This is a genomic window from Stenotrophomonas sp. STEN046, assembly GCF_056759755.1.
In genome coordinates, this window is the sequence record NZ_JBRRDR010000001.1 from 1 (window position 1) to 17,006 (window position 17,006).

Sequence of the window (17,006 nt, forward strand, 5' to 3'; positions counted from 1 at the left end):
CCCCCACAAATTTTATTTCCCCCCGCCCCCCCCCACCCCCCCCCCCACCCCGGGCCAACCCTCAGCAGGCAAGCTTTTCGACCGACCACCCCGAGGGGCGTCGCCGTTGGCTGGATATCCAGATACCCCGTAAACGAAAACGCCCCAGCGCAGGGCCAGGGCGTTCTCGTGCGTCAGGTCAGGCAGGCATCAGAATTCCTGCCAGTCACCATCGGCCAGTTCGGTGGCCATCGGCCGGCCGCCGTTGCTGCGACGTGCCGGCGGTGCTGCCGGTGCCGGGGCGGCCTGTGCCACTGCACGCGGAGCCGGGGCTGCGGCGCGCGGGGCAGCCACGACCTCGGCCTCGTCGACCACGAAGATCGACACCGCTTCGCTGAGGTGGCCGGCCTGTTCTTCCATGGCACGCGCGGCGGCGGTGGCTTCTTCCACCAGCGCGGCGTTCTGCTGGGTGGTTTCGTCCATCTGCACCACGGTCTGGTTGACCTGCTCGATGCCGGCGCTCTGTTCCTGCGAGGCAGCGGAGATCTCGGACATGATGTCGGTGACGCGCTGCACCGAGGCGACGATCTCGCCCATGGTGGCGCCGGCCTTGTGCACCAGTGCCGAACCGTCGTTGACCTTGCCGACCGAATCATCGATCAGGCCCTTGATCTCCTTGGCGGCTGCGGCCGAGCGCTGGGCGAGGGTGCGCACTTCGCTGGCGACCACGGCAAAGCCACGGCCCTGTTCGCCGGCACGTGCGGCTTCCACCGCAGCGTTCAGTGCCAGGATGTTGGTCTGGAAGGCGATGCCGTCGATGACCGAGATGATCTCCGAAATCTTCTTCGACGAGGCCTGGATGGCCGACATGGTGGTGACCACCTGGCCGACCACTTCACCGCCCTGCGAGGCTACACCGTGCGCGCCGATGGCGAGCTGGTTGGCCTGGCGGGCGTGTTCGGCGTTCTGGCGCACGGTGGAGGTCAGTTCCTCCATCGAGGCGGCGGTTTCTTCCAGGTTGGCAGCCTGCTGTTCGGTGCGGCGCGACAGGTCGCTGTTGCCCGATGCGATTTCGCCGGCAGCCGAACTGATCGCGCGGCTGGACTGCTTGATGCGGGTGACGATCTCGCTGAGCTGCGCGGCGGTAGCGTTGGCATCGTCACGCATGCGGGCGAACACGCCCTGGTAATCGCCATGCATGCGCACGGTCAGGTCACCCTGCGACAGCGCTGCCAGCAGGCCGGAGATCTGCTCGATGCTGCCGGAGTTGGCGTCCAGCAGGCCGTTGATCTGCTGCGCCAGCTGTAGGAAGAAGCCTTCCTTGTCGTTGGCGTCGATGCGGCCGGACAGGTCGCCGGCGGCGGCCTGGGCGATCACCCGTGCCACTTCTGCTTCTACCTGGGCTTCCTGGGTGCGGTCGCGCCATTCCACCACGTAGCCGACGGTGTCGCCTTCTTCGTTGCGGATGGTCGACACGACCTGCGCGAACTGGGCATCGCCGTACTGCATCGGACGCCGGGCGACGCCGTGCTGCTTGAGGTTGGCCAGCAGGGTGTGGTCCATCTCGCCGCGATGCTCGAGCACGGTGACCGGCTTGCCGACCAGCGAGGCGTGCGCATCGAAGTCCGGCAGGTCACGGCGCAGCTCGTCCTGGTACTGGGCCAGGGTCTGCTGCAGGGCGCGGTTGCTGTAGACAATGGTGTTGCTGGGGTCGGTCAGGTAGACACCGGTGGAGCTGTAGTCCAGTGCGGTGCGGATACGCAGGTTCTCGCGGGCGATGGCCTGGTCGGTCTCGGTGCGCTCGCGCAGGTCGCGCTGCATGCGCTGCATGGCCTGCATCAGTTCGCCCACTTCATCCTGGCGGCTGACATCGATATGGCCATCCAGCTTGCCACCGGCAACATCGTTGGCCACCGAGACGGCGCCACGCACGCTGCCCACCAGGGCGCGGGCAAACAGCCACACCAGCACCAGGCCGAGGGCGGCGCCGCCGAGCAGGGCGACCACGGTCAGCACGGCCGAGGCGGAGTAGGTGGTGGCGGCTTCGTCGCGCGAGGCGCGGGCGAGGCGGTTGTCTTCGGCGATCAGCGCTTCAAGCGCGGCGCCGGCCTTGCGGTGCTTGGTGCGGGTCTCGCCGACGAAGGTATCGATCGCATCGTCAGGCAGGTCCAGCTCCAGCATTTCGGTGACGCTGTCGTAGGACGCCAGCGCCTCCTTCCAGTCCTTGGCGAAGGTGTCGAACAGCTTCTTCTGCTGATCGTTGTCGACCAGCTTGGGGTAGTCCTTGATCGACTTGTCCATGCTGGTGCGCAGCTCGACAGCCTGCTTGCGGGCGTCGGCCTTGACGTCGTCGCTGGCGCGGATCAGCTGCTGGTAGGCACTGTTGCGGTACTCGCCGAGCATGCCGCGCATCTCACCGGCCAGGCGGATGCTCTCCATGCGCGAACCGGCCAGCTCGGTGGTGACGTTGTTCAGCGAATGCAGGCCACGGTAGGCGACGATGCCCTGCAGCAGCATCACCAGCAAGAGGACACCGAAGGTCAGCATGAGCTTCGGCATCAGTTTCAGGTTGTTGATCCACGGCATGGGCGTTGCGATCTCCTAAGGCAGACGCGGCCGGGCACGCGGCCCGGTTGCAACAGCCACGCCGGCACGTGGGCCGGCGTGGTCTGACGGACAGCGGATTACTTGATGTTGGCCAGCTTCAGGCTGGACGGCGAGCTGACTTCGATTTCCGCGCGCGAGGCATCGCGCTGGATCTTGCCGATCACGCAGACGGTCTTGCCTTCCAGGGTTTCCAGCGGGAAGGAGAACTTGCCACGGTTTTCGCCGGCGATGCGTGCCGAGAAGGTGTGGCGCGGGAAGGCGCCGCCCATGTACAGGAAGGTCGGCTGGCCTTCGGAACCTTCTGCGAAGCGGGCCTTCTCAACCTTGCCGCAGACCATGCCGTCCTTGCCGACTGCACGCGGTGCCATCTCCGGCGGAATCATCTCGGCCGACTGTGCGAAAGCGGAGGAAGCGGTGGTGGCCAGGACAGCGGCCGAAACGAACGCAAGCAGGGACTTCATCGGGGTGATTCTCCGGGGATGGTGACAGTGGATCCGGTGCTGCGCGCTCCTGCGCGACCGGCTTCTGTCCCCCTATCGGCGTGGATGGAGGGAACTGAAGGGTCGCGTAACAGAAACGTGAAGAAAGTCCGTTGTTCAGGCCGCAGCGTCTTCGACGACGGTGGCCTGGCCCATGTCGGCGCTGTCGAGCAGGGTTTCGATGTCCAGCAGGATCAGCATGCGGTCGTCATGGGTGCCGATGCCGGAAATGAAGCGGGTATCGACGGCGGCGCCGAATTCGGGGGTCGGGCGGATCTGATCGGCCGACAGCGGGATGACATCGGAGACGCTGTCGACCACGATGCCGACCACGCGGTCTTCGACGTTGAGCACGATCATCACGGTGAAGGCGTCGTAGCGGGCGTCTTCCAGGCGCAGCTTCAGGCGCAGGTCGATGACCGGCACGATGGTGCCGCGCAGGTTGATCACGCCCTTGATGTAGTCCGGAGCGTCGGGCACGCGGGTGACCGCGTCGTAGCCGCGGATTTCCTGCACCTTGAGGATGTCCACGCCGTAGTGCTCGGCACCGAGGGTGAAGCTGAGGAATTCGCCATCGGCGCCGGCGGCGGAGCTGTTCTTGTCGTTCATCGAGGGGTCCTGGTTCTGCCGGAAGTGCCGGTGTCAGGCTCGATATCGGCCCCGTGGTGGGGGACTTTAGAGGTCTGGTGGTGCCGGGACGTTCGCCGGGCATGGCCCGGCGCTACCGGGGCACGCCGGAACCGCCTTACATGTCGCCGTTCTTGCGTGCCTTGCGCTGGCGGTCGATGCGGAAGATGTAGCGTTGGATGGCGCTGTCGCCGCCGCGGGGCAGATCGTCGAAACGCATGCCCACGCGCTTGACCTCGGTGCCGTTCGGCAGACGCTGCGGCAGCAGGTTGCAGACCACCAGCTGGATCGGCAGGTCCGGGCCATCGGGCATCGACAGCTGCGCGCGGTAGCGTTGCTGCAGGCTGAAGATCGCGCAGTCGGTGGGCACGGTCACGGCCAGGCCGCCACCGCTGATATCCACCACCCGCATCGACAGGGCCTCGGCCTGGGCCTCGCCCGGCGGCAGCAGCAGCTGCGGCGAATCGGTGATGGGGGTTTCCAGTCGATACAGCTCGCGACGCTGCAGGTGCACGAGCTCTTCGGGCAATGGCGCGCGGAAGGCGACATGGCCGTCGTTGTCCACGCGCTGCAGATCCTGCAGGCGGAACCGCACCAGCACCCGTTCCAGCTGGGCGAAGCAGAGCAGGTGGTCGGCCTGTTCGGCGGCGCGGTTGGAGGCTTCCTGTGGGCTGCCATCGAGCAGCAGGACGTCGTCGTCCTCGTCCAGTTCAAGCAGGGCGGTGGGGAAGGAGCGGTCGCGGCCGTCGATGTGGGCGTTGATCAACGATCGCTGGTCGATCAGTGAGCGCAGCAGCTGCCGCACCTGGCGCGGATTGCGGACCAGGAAGCGATCGTCGGCGGCGTCGGCCGCATGGACTTCGGGCGGTGCAGTGTCGTGGCCGTCGGACATGGAATCTTGGGTCAGGGGCGGGCGCCGACGCGTGTGGGCACGTGGCTCGAAAGAAGTATCGGCCGTGGGGCGGAATTATGTAGTGCCGAGCGTGCTCGAGATTACCGGTGCACCGGTTGAACCACGGCGCCGGTCTGACTCGCAACGGGGTGGCGCGAGGCCACCCCGTTGCTGCCATCAGAACTCCTGCCAGTCGCCGTCGCCGGCCAGAGCAGGTTGCGGGATCGCCTTGCGGGCGCGTGCCGGCGCCGGCGCCACAGCGGCGCTTGCGGTCGCCTTGCGCGGTGCACTGCCTGCGACAGCCTGGGTGGCACGCGGGGCGGCGCTGCCCAGGCTGGGTGCGGCAAGGCGGAAGCGGGCAACCGCTTCGCCCAGCTGTGCGGCCTGGTCTTCCATGGCGCGCGCAGCGGCGGTGGCTTCTTCCACCAGCGCGGCGTTCTGCTGGGTGGTTTCGTCCATCTGCACCACGGTCTGGTTGACCTGCTCGATGCCGGCACTCTGTTCCTGCGAGGCCGCCGAGATTTCGGCCATGATGTCGGTCACGCGCTGCACCGAGGCGACGATCTCGCCCATGGTGCTGCCGGCCTGGTGGACCAGGGTGGAGCCTTCGGCGACCTTGCCGACCGATTCATCGATCAGGCCCTTGATTTCCTTGGCTGCAGCAGCCGAACGCTGGGCGAGGGTGCGCACTTCGCTGGCCACGACGGCGAAACCACGGCCCTGTTCACCGGCGCGTGCGGCTTCCACCGCGGCATTGAGTGCCAGGATGTTGGTCTGGAACGCGATGCCGTCGATGACCGAGATGATCTCGGCGATCTTCTTCGACGAGGCTTCGATGGCGGACATGGTGCTGACCACCTGGCCGACCACTTCACCGCCCTGCGAGGCCACACCGTGCGCGCCGATGGCGAGCTGGTTGGCCTGGCGGGCGTGTTCGGCGTTCTGGCGCACGGTGGAGGTGAGCTCCTCCATCGAGGCGGCGGTTTCTTCCAGGTTGGCGGCCTGCTGTTCGGTGCGGCGCGACAGGTCGCTGTTGCCCGATGCGATTTCACCGGCGGCCAGGGTGATGCTGGAGGTGCTGGCCTGGATCTGGCTGACGATCTGGGTCAGCTGGGCGACGGTGGTGTTGGCATCGTCGCGCATGCGGGCGAACACGCCGTGGAACTGGCCGTCCATGCGTGCGGTGAGGTCGCCTGCGGCGATCGCCTGCAGCAGCTGCGAGAGCTGGCCGAGGTTGCCATCTGCCACCTGCATCATGCTGTTGAGCTGCTCGATCATCACGCGGAAATCGTGATCGAAGCGCTGCGCGTCGCCGCGCTGGCTGAAATCACCGGCGGCAGCAGCCGAGGCCAACTGCTGGATCTGCGTGTTGATGGCCAGCAGGCTGGCCTTGGCCGCATCCATCGACTCGTGCAGGATCGCGCGGCTGCCCGGCAGGCGGCGCGCGTCGGGTGCGAGGTTGCCGGTGGCGTACTGGTTGAGCACATCGATGGCATCACGGATCGAATCGAGGTGTTCGAAGATGACCGTGTTGATGCCGCCGGCCAGCTGGCCGTACACGCCCGGGAAATCTTCGGGAATGCGATGGCTGATATCCGGGCCGGCATGCATCTGCGCCATCAGCTGGGTCTGCTCGGAGAAGCGACGCAGCATCGCGGTCATTTCGGCGGTGGCGGCCAGCATGCGGCCGGCTTCATCCTTGCCGGTGCTCTGGGTGGTGACGCTCAGGTCGCCGCGGGCGACGGCCTGGATGGCCTGCACGGCCTTGCCCAGCGGACCGACCACCGCGCGCGAAATGACCACGGCCAGCGTTGCGGCAACCACCACCAGCAACACGATGGCGGCGATGATCGCCAGCATGCTGTTGCGATGGGTGGCATTGGCATCGTCGATCTTGCCCTGCATCAGCGAGCTGCTGTAAGCGCCCAGTGCCTTGAGGTCTTCGAATGCCTTGCGGCGCAGCGGACGCGACTGGTCGTCGGAAATCTGCCGTGCAACCACGCCGTCACCGGCGGTGGCGGCTTCGCGCAGCTTGGCATTGGCGGCGAAGTAGCCGTCGATGTCGGTCTGCACGGCCTGGTAGAGCTCGCGTTCCTTGGCCCCGGCCGGCAGCTTGGCATAGGCCGCCAGCTGTTCGCGGACGACGGTGGCGGTGTCGTTCATGCGCTTGTTGTAGTCGGCCACCTTTTCCGGCTGGTCCAGCATGCTCAGCTGGGCCAGTTCGTAGGTGCGGAATTCACCCAGCTGCGAACGCACTTCGCCGAGATACTGCACCGACGGAATATCGTTGGCGGCCATCGCGCTCAGCTGCGCGTTGGCCTCGGACAGGCGGACCAGGGCGAAGGCGCCCAGTACGACGGTCATCAGGGTGGTCAGGGTGAATCCCACAGCCAGCTTGCGGGCGATGGGCAGATCGTGGAACCACTTCATGCAGGGTGCTCCAAGGTGGGCAGAATGCCGGCGGCGACGCCGCGGGCAAAAGGTCGTTGCAGGAGGGAACGGTCGGCCCGGTGGGGGTTCGGTGACTGCCGTCAATCCGAGATAGCGGCGCAGCTGCGCCGTACTTTATGGACGGATGTCACATTCGCCAGCGTAGGGCAGAACGCCCGAAAGCCTTGCGGCGTAGGGGCTTTCGCGTTGATCGATGGTTGCAGTGGAAACTGCGCCTGCGATGGAGGTCACGCATCCTGCGTGCCGTACCGTCGGGCAGGCGGCGGCGCTGCGCTTGTGTTGGCGTGCAAACGAAAACCGCCGCCCCGGAGGGCGGCGGTCGTTGACGGCAATGCCGGCCGGTTCAGGCGGCCTGCGGCATCCGCAGCGAGCGCACCAGGCCGCCGATGTCGACGATCAGTGCGACGCGGCCATCGCCGAGGATGGTGGCACCGGACACGCCACCGATGCGACGGTAGTTGTTCTCGATGTTCTTCACCACAACCTGCTGCTGGCCGACCAGTTCGTCCACTTCCAGCGCGATCTTCTGGCCATCCCCTTCGACCACCACCACCAGCGATTCGCTGCCGGGTTCGCGCTGGCCATAGCCGTAGTACTCGCTGAGCGACAGGATCGGCAGGTACTCGCCACGCACGCGCAGTACGCGGCCTTCGCCGGCCATGCTGCGGATGTCCTCGGCCTGCGGCTGCAGTGCCTCAAGCACGTAGGCCAACGGCAGGATCAGGGTTTCACCGGCCACCGCCACGGTCATGCCGTCGAGGATGGCCAAGGTCAGTGGCAGGCGGATCAGCGTGCGGGTGCCGGTGCCCAAGCCGCTTTCAATCTGCACCTCGCCACCCAGCGCCTGGATGTTGCGGCGGACCACGTCCATGCCCACGCCGCGGCCGGACAGATCGGTGACGGCATCGGCGGTGGAGAAGCCAGGCTGGAAGATCAGGTCCCAGACCTGCGAATCGGTCGGGTTGTCCGGCACCGCCAGGCCCCGCTCATGGGCCTTGGCGAGGATCTTTTCGCGGTTCAGGCCACGGCCGTCGTCGCTGACTTCGATGACGATGTGGCCGCCCTGGTGCGAGGCCGCCAGGGTGATGGTGCCGGTCTCGTCCTTGCCTGCATCGCGACGCACGTCCGGCATTTCCAGGCCGTGGTCGATGGAGTTGCGCACCAGGTGCACCAGCGGATCGGCGATCTTCTCGATCAGGCCCTTGTCCAGCTCGGTGCCTTCGCCGATGGTGCGCAGGCGCACGTGCTTGCCGAGGCGGCCGGACAGGTCGCGGACCAGGCGCGGGAAGCGGCGGAACACGGCGTCCACCGGCAGCATGCGCACGCCGATGACAGCCTCCTGCAGATCGCGGGTGTTGCGTTCCAGCAGATCCAGGCCGGCGAACAGGCTCTCGGCATGCACCGGATCCAGCGCATGCGAAACCTGCTTGAGCATGGCCTGGGTGATGACCAGTTCACCGACCAGGTTGATCAGTGCATCGACCTTGTCGACGCTGACGCGGATGGAGGTTTCCGCCTCCTGGCTGGCGCCGCTGCTGGCAGCGGGCGCGGCAGCGGCTGCAGGAGCCGGCGCTGCGGCGGCCGCAACCGGCGCCTGGGTGGCAAGGCTCGGCGGCGCGGCCGGACGGATGTCCAGTTCGCAGTCGTCCAGCACCCAGGCGAAGGTGTCTTCGATCTTGCTGCGCGGCACCTTGCCGACCAGGCCGAGGTCCCATGCCAGATGGGCTTCCAGCGGGTCCAGCTGGGCGAAACCGGGCAGGCGGTCGATGCGTGCTGCCACCTGCAGCGAGCCCAGGTGTTCCAGCTCGCGGATGATGCGCAGCGGGTCGTTGCCGCTCATGAACAGCGACGGCGCCGGGGTGAAGCCGATCTGCCACGCTTCCGGGGTGTCATCGACCTTGGCCGCTGCAGGCGCCGGGGTCGCGGCGGCCTGGCCGGAGAGCACCGCTTCCAGGCGTGCCTTCACCGCCGCAACGGCGGCAGGGTCGGCGACCTGGCCGTGCTCGGCCTCGCGCAGCAGGGCGCGCAGCACGTCCACCGAGGACAGCATCGCGTCGACCGCGTTGCCTTCCAGTGCGCGCTTGCCGGCGCGCAGCTCATCCAGCAGCGTCTCCAGCACGTGGGTCAGGCCGGCGATGGCATCGAAGCCGAAGGTGCCGGCGCCGCCTTTGATGGAATGGGCGGCGCGGAACACCGAGTTGATGATCTCCGCGTCCTGTTGCCCCGATTCCAGGGCCAGCAGGCCGGCCTCCATGGCGTCGAGGCCTTCGCGGCTCTCCTCGAAGAAGGTGGCGTGGAAGCGTTGCAGGTCCATGCTCATGGCAGTGGCGATCCGGAAGCGAAGAGGGGGAGCAGTGCGGGGCGATCAGCCCAGCACTTTCTGCACGGTGGCGACCAGCTGTTCGGGATTGAACGGCTTCACCAGCCAGCCGGTGGCACCGGCGGCCTTGCCTTCGGACTTCTTGTCCGCGGCCGACTCGGTGGTCAGCATCAGCATCGGCGTGAACTTGTAGTCGGGCAGCTGGCGCAGTTCGCGGATCAGCGCGATGCCGTCCATGTTCGGCATGTTGACGTCGGTCACCACCGCATTGAAGCGCTGGCCCTTGGCACGACCGAGCGCGACCGCGCCGTCTTCAGCTTCTTCGACGGCAAAACCGGCCGAGGTGAGGGCGAAGGAAACCATCTGGCGCATCGACGCCGAATCGTCCACCACCAAGATACGTGCGCTCATGCAGCGTTCTCCACAGATTTCAGGTTGTCATGGGGTACGTCCAGGCCCAGGGCCTGGGTGACGCCCAACAGGCGTGCAGCGTCACGGAAGGTTGCAGTGCAACCGTGGAAGCCGGTGCCCAGGCCTGCCTCGCGGCGGGCCTGCACGAAGGCACACAGCACCTGCATGCTCGCGGTATGGATGCGACCGACCTGGCTTGCATCCAGGGTCAGTTCGGCTGCTTCCGCCACAAGTGGCGAAAGGCGGTTCTTGAGCTCGGTGCTGCTCTCGATGCCGAGATCCTCACCCAGTTCGACAGTGCTCATCGTTGCTCCGGACAAACGGTTCCGACATTCATAACGGCACCGGCGGGGGGTTCTTTAGGGGAGGAATCGGCGCGGAGCGCCGAAGCGGGGCTTTTCGGGGACGGAAGGAGCCGATTCTGCGAATCAGCAGCTGCCGTCCCCACTGCCCGGTGGCCGTTGCTGCCGGGGGTTGACGGACGGTTTGGAATCGGCGCGGAGCGCCGACGCCCTGCCGTTTCCTGCTCAGCCCAGCAGGTGACTGGCGTCGAGCAGGATCATCGGGCGTTGGCTGATGCGGGCAACGCCGCGGAACAGTTCGTTGGAGATCTGGCAGATGCGGGCGGTATCGGGCGGCTCTATCTGCGAATCGGTGAGGTTGGCGACGTCTTCCACCGCCGACACGCGCAGGCCCAGGGTCTCGCCGTTCTCTTCCAGTACCACGATACGGGTCTGGGCATCGTCCTCGGCCGAGGCGGCGCCCAGGTGCAGGCCCAGGTCCATCACCGGCACCACCTGGCCGCGCAGGTTCATGATGCCGAGCATTTCCGGGGCAGTGCCGCGCAGTGGCAGCAGCGGAACCGGCAGCACCACTTCCTGCACCTTCAGCAGCTCCAGGGCGTAGGCCTGGGTACCGCAGCGCAGGCGCAACCAGCGCGAGGCGCGCTCACCGGCGCGGCGGTTCTGCGGGTGCGGGCTGCTGGCAGGCTGATGTGCCTGTGCCTGCAGTTCCTGCCAGGTGCCGGGGCGATTGCTGGCCGGTGCGTCGACGGCCACGCGCGGCGGCGGTGCCACGGGCGCGCGTGACATCGGGGCCATCGCGGCCATCGGCGCGGGGGCGGGGCGTGCGGGGGCGACGGCTGCGGCGGGAGTGGCGATCGCAGGAACCTCCTCACCGTCGGCGGCGGCCTGGAAGGCTGCCTGCAGCCCGGGGCTGTCGGTGTGCGCCAGGCTGTCGGCCGCGTCGGTTTCGTAGATGACCTCGTCCGGCAGGTCGTCCCAGGTCGGTTCCGGCGCCGCAGGGGCGGCCGCGACGGGAGCGACCACATCGGTTTCGTAGACGACCTCGGCCGGGAGATCGTCCCAGGTGGGTTCGCGCTCGGATTCGGGTGCTGTGTCCGCCGGGCATGGCCCGGCGCGACCGGTGGCCGCGTCGAAGGCGGCTTCGAGTGCGGCGTCGTCGCTGGCCGGGGTGGCAGCGACTGCGCCGGTTTCGTAGACGACCTCGGCCGGGAGATCGTCCCAGGTGGGTTCGCGTTCGGATTCGGGTGCTGCGTCCGCCGGGCATGGCCCGGCGCTACCAGAGGCAGCGACCGGTTCCTGTTCGATGGCCGGTGCTGCGGCGATGGCGTCGCCAAGCAGCTGGTCCAGATAGTCGTCCAGCAGGCCGGTGGTGTTCATGCAGCCTGCTCCAGCGCACGTGCGTCTTCGCCGAGGATCCAGTTCAGTGCACGCCGGTACGCAGCCAGGCCCCGGCCCGGGTAGTCCTCGCCGATGCTCGGCAGGGTCAGGCCGGCGGCATTGCTGATGCGCGTATCGATCGGGATGGCGTCTTCCCAGACCCGGCTGGCGTGACGGTCCTGCATCGCGCGCAGCGACTCGTTGCCGGTGCGGGTGCGGCGGTCGAACAGGGTGGGCAGGATCGAGATCGGCAGCGGGCGACGGCGCGAGCGCTCGACCATTTCGCCGGTGCGGACCATGCCATCCAGCCCGTGCAGGGCCAGCGGCTCGGCCTGGGTGGGAATGATCAGGCGATCAGCGGCGGCAAGTGCATTGATCATCAGCAGCCCGAGGGTGGGCGCACAGTCCAGCAGGATGTAGTCGTGCTGGCCCTGGTGGCGCGCCATCGCGTTCTGCAGTGCCAGGCCGAGACCGGGCTGGTTGGCGCTGCGCCGTTCCAGCGTGGCCAGCGAGGCCTGCGCGCACACGTAGTCCAGCCCGGAAATGTTGCTGGCATGGCTGAGCGTGGCCAGGTCGGCCGGTGGCGCGCCGAACAGTTCCAGCACGCCGGCCGGTGCCGGTTCGATCGGCACGCCGAAGGCGCGGGTGAGCGAGGCGTGCGGATCGAGATCGATCAGCAGCACGCGGTGGCCGAGCGCGGCCAGGCCGCGACCGAGGGCGAGGGTGGTGGTGGTCTTGCCGACTCCGCCCTTCTGGTTGGCGACTGCCCAGATGCGCATCGGATTACTCCTTCATTGCCGGGGGAACGGCGGCGCCGACGCGGCTGCCAGCCGGCACCGGCGGCAACTGCACCGGTGCGATGGGGGGTGTGGGGGTGGTACGTGCCGGCGATGCCGCCGAGGCTTGCGTCGGCGCGCGGCTGGGGTTGCCGGCGTCGTTGCCTGTGGCGGCACCGGTGGCGGCATTCAGGCGCTCGCCCAGCGGATCGACCGAATGGCTGGTGTCGGCCAGGATGATGACCATCACCCGGCGGTTGCGGTTGCGACCCTGCGCGCTGTCGTTTTCCTCGCGCGGGCGGAACTGGCCGTAGCCGACCATGGCCAGTCGCGAGGGCTGCACGCCCTGGTCGGCGAACAGATGGACCACGCTGGCGGCGCGGCCGGCCGACAGTTCCCAGTTGGAAGGGAAGGTGGCGGTGGCGATCGGGATGTTGTCGGTGTGGCCTTCCACGCGCACGCTGTTGGGCACATCGCGCAGCACGCCGGCCAGGCTGGCCAGGGTGTCACGCGCATGTACATCGAGCGCGGCCGAGCCGGTGGGGAACAGGATGTCGCTGTTGATTTCGACCTCGATCCACAGTTCGGTGCGGCGCACGCTGATCATGCCGCGGTCGATCAGTGGCGCCAGCGCGGCGGTCAGGCGGTCGGCGATGCTGTTGAGCTGGCGCTCGGCGCGCGCGATCTGTTCCTGGTTGTGCACCGACACCGGCATGCGCATCTGCGAGGCCATCGACGGCAGCAGGGTGGGGTCGTGCGAAGGCGCCGGCGCCGACGGGCCGATCTTGGTGCCGGACTTGATCACCGACGGGCTGTCCCAGCCGCCACCCTGCACCTGCTTGTTGCCGACCTGCACCGGGTTGATGGTGCGCGGTGCGCCGCCGAAGGCATCGGTGAGGGCATCGGCCATGATCCGGTACTTGCCCTCGTTGACCGAGGAGATCGCGTACATGACCACGAAGAAGGCGAGCAGCAGCGTCATCAGGTCGGCATAGGGAATGGCCCATGCTTCGTGGTTGGCGTGCTCTTCGTGGTGCTTGCGGCGGGCCATGTCAGTGCAGGAAGCCGGAGAGGTTGGTTTCGATGTTGCGCGGGTTCTCGCCCTGGGCGATCGAGATCAGGCCTTCGATGACCATCTCGCGGTCGCGGGTGTTGTGCGAGATCACACTCTTGAGCTTGGCGGCGATCGGCAGGAACAGCAGGTTGGCCGAGGCGATGCCGTAGATGGTGGCGGTGAACGCGGCAGCGATGCCGTGGCCGAGCTTGCTCGGGTCGGCGAGGTTCTTCATCACCGCGATCAGGCCGAGCACGGCGCCGATGATGCCCAGCGTGGGTGCGTAGATGCCCATCGCCTCGAACACCTTGGCCCCGGCCTGGTCCTGGTGCTCCTGGCTGCCCAGTTCGATTTCCAGCATGTGCCGGATCGATTCCGGTTCGACGCCGTCCACCAGCAGCTGCAGGCCCTTGCGCAGGAACGGGTCCTGCTGCGCTTCCACCTGTGCTTCCAGGCCCAGCAGGCCCTGGCGGCGGGCGATGTTGCTCCACTCCACGATCTGCTGGATCAGTTCGCGGCGGTCGCTGTGCGGCGGGCGCACCACCCAGCGCACGATCTTGAAGGCGTGCTTGAACACGGCCGGCGAGGTGTGCAGCAGGATGGCGGCGATGGTACCGACGATGACGATTACAAACGCCGCAGGCGACCACAACGACGCCAGGCCGGCGCCCTTGAGGATGCTGCCGCCGACCAGTGAGGCCAGGGCGAGGAAAAGTCCAATGAGGCTGAGTCTATCCATGGGTCCGGTATCGGCTTGTGTGAATGGGACTTGAGACACCGGGAGGTTGTGTACAGACGGTAGTCACAGTTTTCGGGTCGCCGGGCATGGCCCGGCGCTACCCTGCGGGGCCGTTTCCGGTTGCGCCGGGTCGTGCCCGGTGGGGTTCAGCGCAACCCGTCCACATCCAGGATCAGCGCCATGCGACCATCGCCGATCAAGGTTGCACCGGCATAACCGCGCAGGCCGCGCAATGCCTTGGGCAGTGGTTTGATGACCACTTCCTCGCGGCCGCGCACCTGGTCCACCACCAGGCCGAAGCGGGTTTCGCCGGCCTGCAGTACGACGATGGTCAGCAGCGGCGAGGCGGCGGGCGTCACATCCAGCCATTGCCGCAGGTCGACCAGCGGCAGGGTGTGCGAGCGGCGATCGAGTACGGCGCGACCGTCGAACCAGCCCAGCGAGGTACGCGGCGCATGCAGTACTTCCATCACGCGCGCCAGCGGCAGCGCGTAGACATCCTCGCCGGCCTGTACCAGCAGGGTCGGCAGGATCGCCAGCGTCAACGGCACGCGGATCATGAAGCGGCTGCCACGGCCCAGTTCCGACTGGATCTGGATCTGCCCGCTGAGTTCGCGGATGCGCGACTGCACCACGTCCATGCCGACGCCACGGCCGGAAATGTCGGTGACCTGCTGCTTGGTCGAGAAGCCAGGCAGGAACACCAGGTGCAGGCATTCCTCGCTGCTCAGGCGGGCGGCGGCTTCCGGGTCGATCAGGCCCTTCTCGCGTGCCTTGGCGCGCAGCTTTTCCGGATCGATGCCGGCGCCGTCGTCCTGCACCTCGATGCTGACGTAGTCGCCTTCCTGCTGCGCCGACAGGCGCACGTGGCCCATCCGCGGCTTGCCCTGCGCTTCGCGCAGGTCGGGCATTTCCACGCCGTGATCGATGGCGTTGCGCACCAGGTGCACCAGCGGATCGGCCAGCGCTTCGACCAAGTTGCGGTCCAGCTCGGTCTCGGCGCCGATCAGCTCAAGGTCCACTTCCTTCTTCAGCGAGCGCGCGACATCGCGGGCCACCTTGGGGAAGCGCGAGAACACCTTGCCGACCGGCTGCATGCGCGTGCGCATCACCGCCGATTGCAGCCGTGCGGTGGCGATGTCCAGAGTGGACACGGCACGATCCAGCTCTTCGTCACGCAGGCGTGTACGCAGGGTCTTCAGCCGGTTTCGTGACAGCACCAGTTCGCCGATCAGGTTGACGATGGCATCCAGGCGCTTGGTGTCCACGCGCACGGTGTGTTCGGCTTCGGCAACCGGCTTGTTGGCTGCCGGCTTGCTGGCCGCCGGTGCCGGCAGCGCTGCCGGCGCCGGACGCGCTGCCGGAGCAGCAACGGCAGCAGCGATCGGTTGCGCGCCCGGCACGGCGCCGCCATGCAGCTGGTCGAGCAGGGCTTCGAACTCGTCCTCGCTGATCATGTCGTCGGCTTTCTTCGCCGTCGCTGCGATGGTGGTCGGGGCCTTGCCGCCGTGCAGCTGGTCCAGCAGTGCCTCGAACTCATCATCGGTGATCAGGTCGCCGCCGGCGCCTGCCGGCGTGGCCACGGCCGACGCTGCGGTGGCAGCGCCACCGTGCACATCGAACTGTGCGACCAGCTCGGGCGGTGCAAAGCCCGGTTCGGTACCGGAGGACACCGCATCGAGCATCGACTGCAGGTAGTCCAGCGATTGCTGGGCGGCATCGAAGTGATGTGCCTGCAGCACGGCCTGGCCGGCCCGTGCGGCGCCCAGAGCTTCCTCGGCGGCGTGGCACAGCTCGACCATCGCGGTGATGCCCAGGAAGCCCGCGCCGCCTTTCAGCGTGTGGTAGCCACGGAACACCGCGTTGAGCTGTTCGTTGTCCTGCGGTGCCTGTTCCAGCGACACCAGCTGTTCGCCCAGGCGATCCAGGATTTCCTGGGCCTCGATGATGAAATCGGCAGTGATGTCGTCGGCTACCGCGCCCATGCTTACAGCCCCAGATCCGACAACAGGTCGTCGGCGTCGTTCTGCGAGACCGCGTGGCGGTCAAGTCCCTTCAGTGCCGGCCCGGCAAGTTCCGGGTCGGTGCGATGCTGTTCCGGCGGCAGGCCGAGCGCGCCAAAGCCTTCGTGCACGCGACGGACGATGCCGACCACGCGACGGATGATCTGGCCGGTCAGGTCCTGGTAGCTCTGGGTCAGGGCGATCTCGGTAAGGTTGTGGCGGATGCGGTCGAGCTGCGCGTCCTGGCCCGGCTGCAGGCCATCGGCACGCAGCTGCTCGGTCAGGTTGCGGCACTCTTCGGCCAGGTCCAGGGTGCGGTGGGTGGCCTGCTCGGTCATGGCCACCACGTGGTCCAGGCGCGCGCAGGCGTCATCCAGCTCGCCGGCTTCATCAGGCACGGTCGGCAGTTCACCCAGCGCCTGCCCCAGTTCGCGCGCCAGCCGCGAAAGGCCGCTCATCATCGGCTGCGTGCGCAATGCCACCAGGCCATCGATGCGCTGGCGCCAGGCGGCTTCGTCGCCCGATTCCAGTGCATCCAGGGCTTCCTGCAGGCGCAGGGCGAGGGCGCTCTTGTCGACCGTAGTGTCCATCAGGCGCTGGCCGCCAGGCGTTCGAAGATCTTGCCCAGCTTCTCTTCCAGCGTCTGCGCGGTGAACGGCTTGATGATGTACCCGTTCACGCCGTTCTGCGCCGCTTCGATGATCTGCTCGCGCTTGGCTTCGGCCGTGACCATCAGCACCGGCAGGGTCTTCAGCTTGGCATCGGCACGGATCGCCTTCAGCAGCTCGATGCCGGTCATCACCGGCATGTTCCAGTCGGTGACCACGAAGTCGAACGGCTGGCTCTGCAGCAACGACAGCGCGGCATGCCCGTCCTCGGCTTCAGCGGTATTGGTGAAGCCCAGATCGCCCAGCAGGTTCTTGACGATACGACGCATGGTCGAGAAGTCGTCGACGATCAGGATGCGCATGTTCTTGTTCAAAGCA

15 protein-coding genes are annotated in these 17,006 nt (G+C 67.4%); all 15 read right to left on the bottom strand.

Features of this window, described 5'->3' with window-relative positions; genetic code table 11:
- Positions 1–189 precede the first annotated feature (189 nt).
- The 15 genes from ACVOLJ_RS00005 to cheY all read right to left on the bottom strand — a co-directional run bounded on the left by ACVOLJ_RS00005 (position 190) and on the right by cheY (position 17,002).
- Positions 190–2,565 (bottom strand): methyl-accepting chemotaxis protein, encoded by a 2,376-nt coding sequence (locus ACVOLJ_RS00005; protein WP_475279875.1) that lies wholly within the window; start codon positions 2,563–2,565, stop codon positions 190–192.
- 98 nt (positions 2,566–2,663) lie between these two features.
- On the bottom strand, positions 2,664–3,047 hold the full coding sequence (locus tag ACVOLJ_RS00010) for a hypothetical protein (protein WP_025878966.1): 384 nt from the start codon (positions 3,045–3,047) through the stop codon (positions 2,664–2,666).
- Positions 3,048–3,182: 135 nt separating this feature from the next.
- On the bottom strand, positions 3,183–3,674 hold the full coding sequence (locus ACVOLJ_RS00015) for a chemotaxis protein CheW (RefSeq protein ID WP_475279876.1): 492 nt from the start codon (positions 3,672–3,674) through the stop codon (positions 3,183–3,185).
- Positions 3,675–3,810: 136 nt separating this feature from the next.
- The gene (locus ACVOLJ_RS00020) at positions 3,811–4,584 is read right to left on the bottom strand and encodes a flagellar brake protein (RefSeq protein ID WP_481563097.1); all 774 of its coding nucleotides are present in this window, start codon (positions 4,582–4,584) and stop codon (positions 3,811–3,813) included.
- A gap of 177 nt (positions 4,585–4,761) precedes the next feature.
- Positions 4,762–7,014, bottom strand: a complete 2,253-nt coding sequence (locus tag ACVOLJ_RS00025; RefSeq protein ID WP_475279878.1) for a methyl-accepting chemotaxis protein — start codon at positions 7,012–7,014, stop codon at positions 4,762–4,764.
- 364 nt (positions 7,015–7,378) lie between these two features.
- The gene (locus tag ACVOLJ_RS00030; protein WP_475279879.1) at positions 7,379–9,355 is read right to left on the bottom strand and encodes a chemotaxis protein CheA; all 1,977 of its coding nucleotides are present in this window, start codon (positions 9,353–9,355) and stop codon (positions 7,379–7,381) included.
- Between the two features lie 45 nt (positions 9,356–9,400).
- Positions 9,401–9,766 (bottom strand): response regulator, encoded by a 366-nt coding sequence (locus tag ACVOLJ_RS00035; protein ID WP_025878971.1) that lies wholly within the window; start codon positions 9,764–9,766, stop codon positions 9,401–9,403.
- On the bottom strand, positions 9,763–10,071 hold the full coding sequence (locus tag ACVOLJ_RS00040) for an STAS domain-containing protein (protein ID WP_481563098.1): 309 nt from the start codon (positions 10,069–10,071) through the stop codon (positions 9,763–9,765). Before ACVOLJ_RS00040 ends, ACVOLJ_RS00035 begins: the two co-directional genes overlap by 4 nt.
- A 222-nt stretch (positions 10,072–10,293) precedes the next feature.
- The gene (locus ACVOLJ_RS00045) at positions 10,294–11,448 is read right to left on the bottom strand and encodes a chemotaxis protein CheW (protein ID WP_481563099.1); all 1,155 of its coding nucleotides are present in this window, start codon (positions 11,446–11,448) and stop codon (positions 10,294–10,296) included.
- Positions 11,445–12,227 (bottom strand): ParA family protein, encoded by a 783-nt coding sequence (locus ACVOLJ_RS00050; protein ID WP_475279881.1) that lies wholly within the window; start codon positions 12,225–12,227, stop codon positions 11,445–11,447. Before ACVOLJ_RS00050 ends, ACVOLJ_RS00045 begins: the two co-directional genes overlap by 4 nt.
- Positions 12,228–12,231: 4 nt before the next feature.
- Positions 12,232–13,275, bottom strand: a complete 1,044-nt coding sequence (motD, locus tag ACVOLJ_RS00055; RefSeq protein ID WP_475279882.1) for a flagellar motor protein MotD — start codon at positions 13,273–13,275, stop codon at positions 12,232–12,234.
- Between the two features lies 1 nt (position 13,276).
- Positions 13,277–14,017 (bottom strand): flagellar motor protein, encoded by a 741-nt coding sequence (locus ACVOLJ_RS00060; RefSeq protein ID WP_475279883.1) that lies wholly within the window; start codon positions 14,015–14,017, stop codon positions 13,277–13,279.
- A 146-nt stretch (positions 14,018–14,163) separates the two neighbouring features.
- Positions 14,164–16,002, bottom strand: coding sequence for a chemotaxis protein CheA (locus tag ACVOLJ_RS00065; protein ID WP_481563100.1), 1,839 nt, complete (start codon positions 16,000–16,002; stop codon positions 14,164–14,166).
- Between the two features lie 2 nt (positions 16,003–16,004).
- The gene (locus ACVOLJ_RS00070) at positions 16,005–16,610 is read right to left on the bottom strand and encodes a protein phosphatase CheZ (RefSeq protein ID WP_475279885.1); all 606 of its coding nucleotides are present in this window, start codon (positions 16,608–16,610) and stop codon (positions 16,005–16,007) included.
- Complete coding sequence (cheY, locus tag ACVOLJ_RS00075; RefSeq protein WP_005413247.1) at positions 16,610–17,002, bottom strand: chemotaxis response regulator CheY; 393 nt, start codon at positions 17,000–17,002, stop codon at positions 16,610–16,612. Before cheY ends, ACVOLJ_RS00070 begins: the two co-directional genes overlap by 1 nt.
- Positions 17,003–17,006 lie beyond the last annotated feature (4 nt).

Coding starts and splice junctions, on each gene's coding strand:
- ACVOLJ_RS00005 (WP_475279875.1), bottom strand. CDS start 2,565: ATGCCGTGGATCAACAACCTGAAACTGATGCCGAAGCTCATGCTGACC.
- ACVOLJ_RS00010 (WP_025878966.1), bottom strand. CDS start 3,047: ATGAAGTCCCTGCTTGCGTTCGTTTCGGCCGCTGTCCTGGCCACCACC.
- ACVOLJ_RS00015 (WP_475279876.1), bottom strand. CDS start 3,674: ATGAACGACAAGAACAGCTCCGCCGCCGGCGCCGATGGCGAATTCCTC.
- ACVOLJ_RS00020 (WP_481563097.1), bottom strand. CDS start 4,584: ATGTCCGACGGCCACGACACTGCACCGCCCGAAGTCCATGCGGCCGAC.
- ACVOLJ_RS00025 (WP_475279878.1), bottom strand. CDS start 7,014: ATGAAGTGGTTCCACGATCTGCCCATCGCCCGCAAGCTGGCTGTGGGA.
- ACVOLJ_RS00030 (WP_475279879.1), bottom strand. CDS start 9,355: ATGAGCATGGACCTGCAACGCTTCCACGCCACCTTCTTCGAGGAGAGC.
- ACVOLJ_RS00035 (WP_025878971.1), bottom strand. CDS start 9,766: ATGAGCGCACGTATCTTGGTGGTGGACGATTCGGCGTCGATGCGCCAG.
- ACVOLJ_RS00040 (WP_481563098.1), bottom strand. CDS start 10,071: ATGAGCACTGTCGAACTGGGTGAGGATCTCGGCATCGAGAGCAGCACC.
- ACVOLJ_RS00045 (WP_481563099.1), bottom strand. CDS start 11,448: ATGAACACCACCGGCCTGCTGGACGACTATCTGGACCAGCTGCTTGGC.
- ACVOLJ_RS00050 (WP_475279881.1), bottom strand. CDS start 12,227: ATGCGCATCTGGGCAGTCGCCAACCAGAAGGGCGGAGTCGGCAAGACC.
- motD (WP_475279882.1), bottom strand. CDS start 13,275: ATGGCCCGCCGCAAGCACCACGAAGAGCACGCCAACCACGAAGCATGG.
- ACVOLJ_RS00060 (WP_475279883.1), bottom strand. CDS start 14,017: ATGGATAGACTCAGCCTCATTGGACTTTTCCTCGCCCTGGCCTCACTG.
- ACVOLJ_RS00065 (WP_481563100.1), bottom strand. CDS start 16,002: ATGGGCGCGGTAGCCGACGACATCACTGCCGATTTCATCATCGAGGCC.
- ACVOLJ_RS00070 (WP_475279885.1), bottom strand. CDS start 16,610: ATGGACACTACGGTCGACAAGAGCGCCCTCGCCCTGCGCCTGCAGGAA.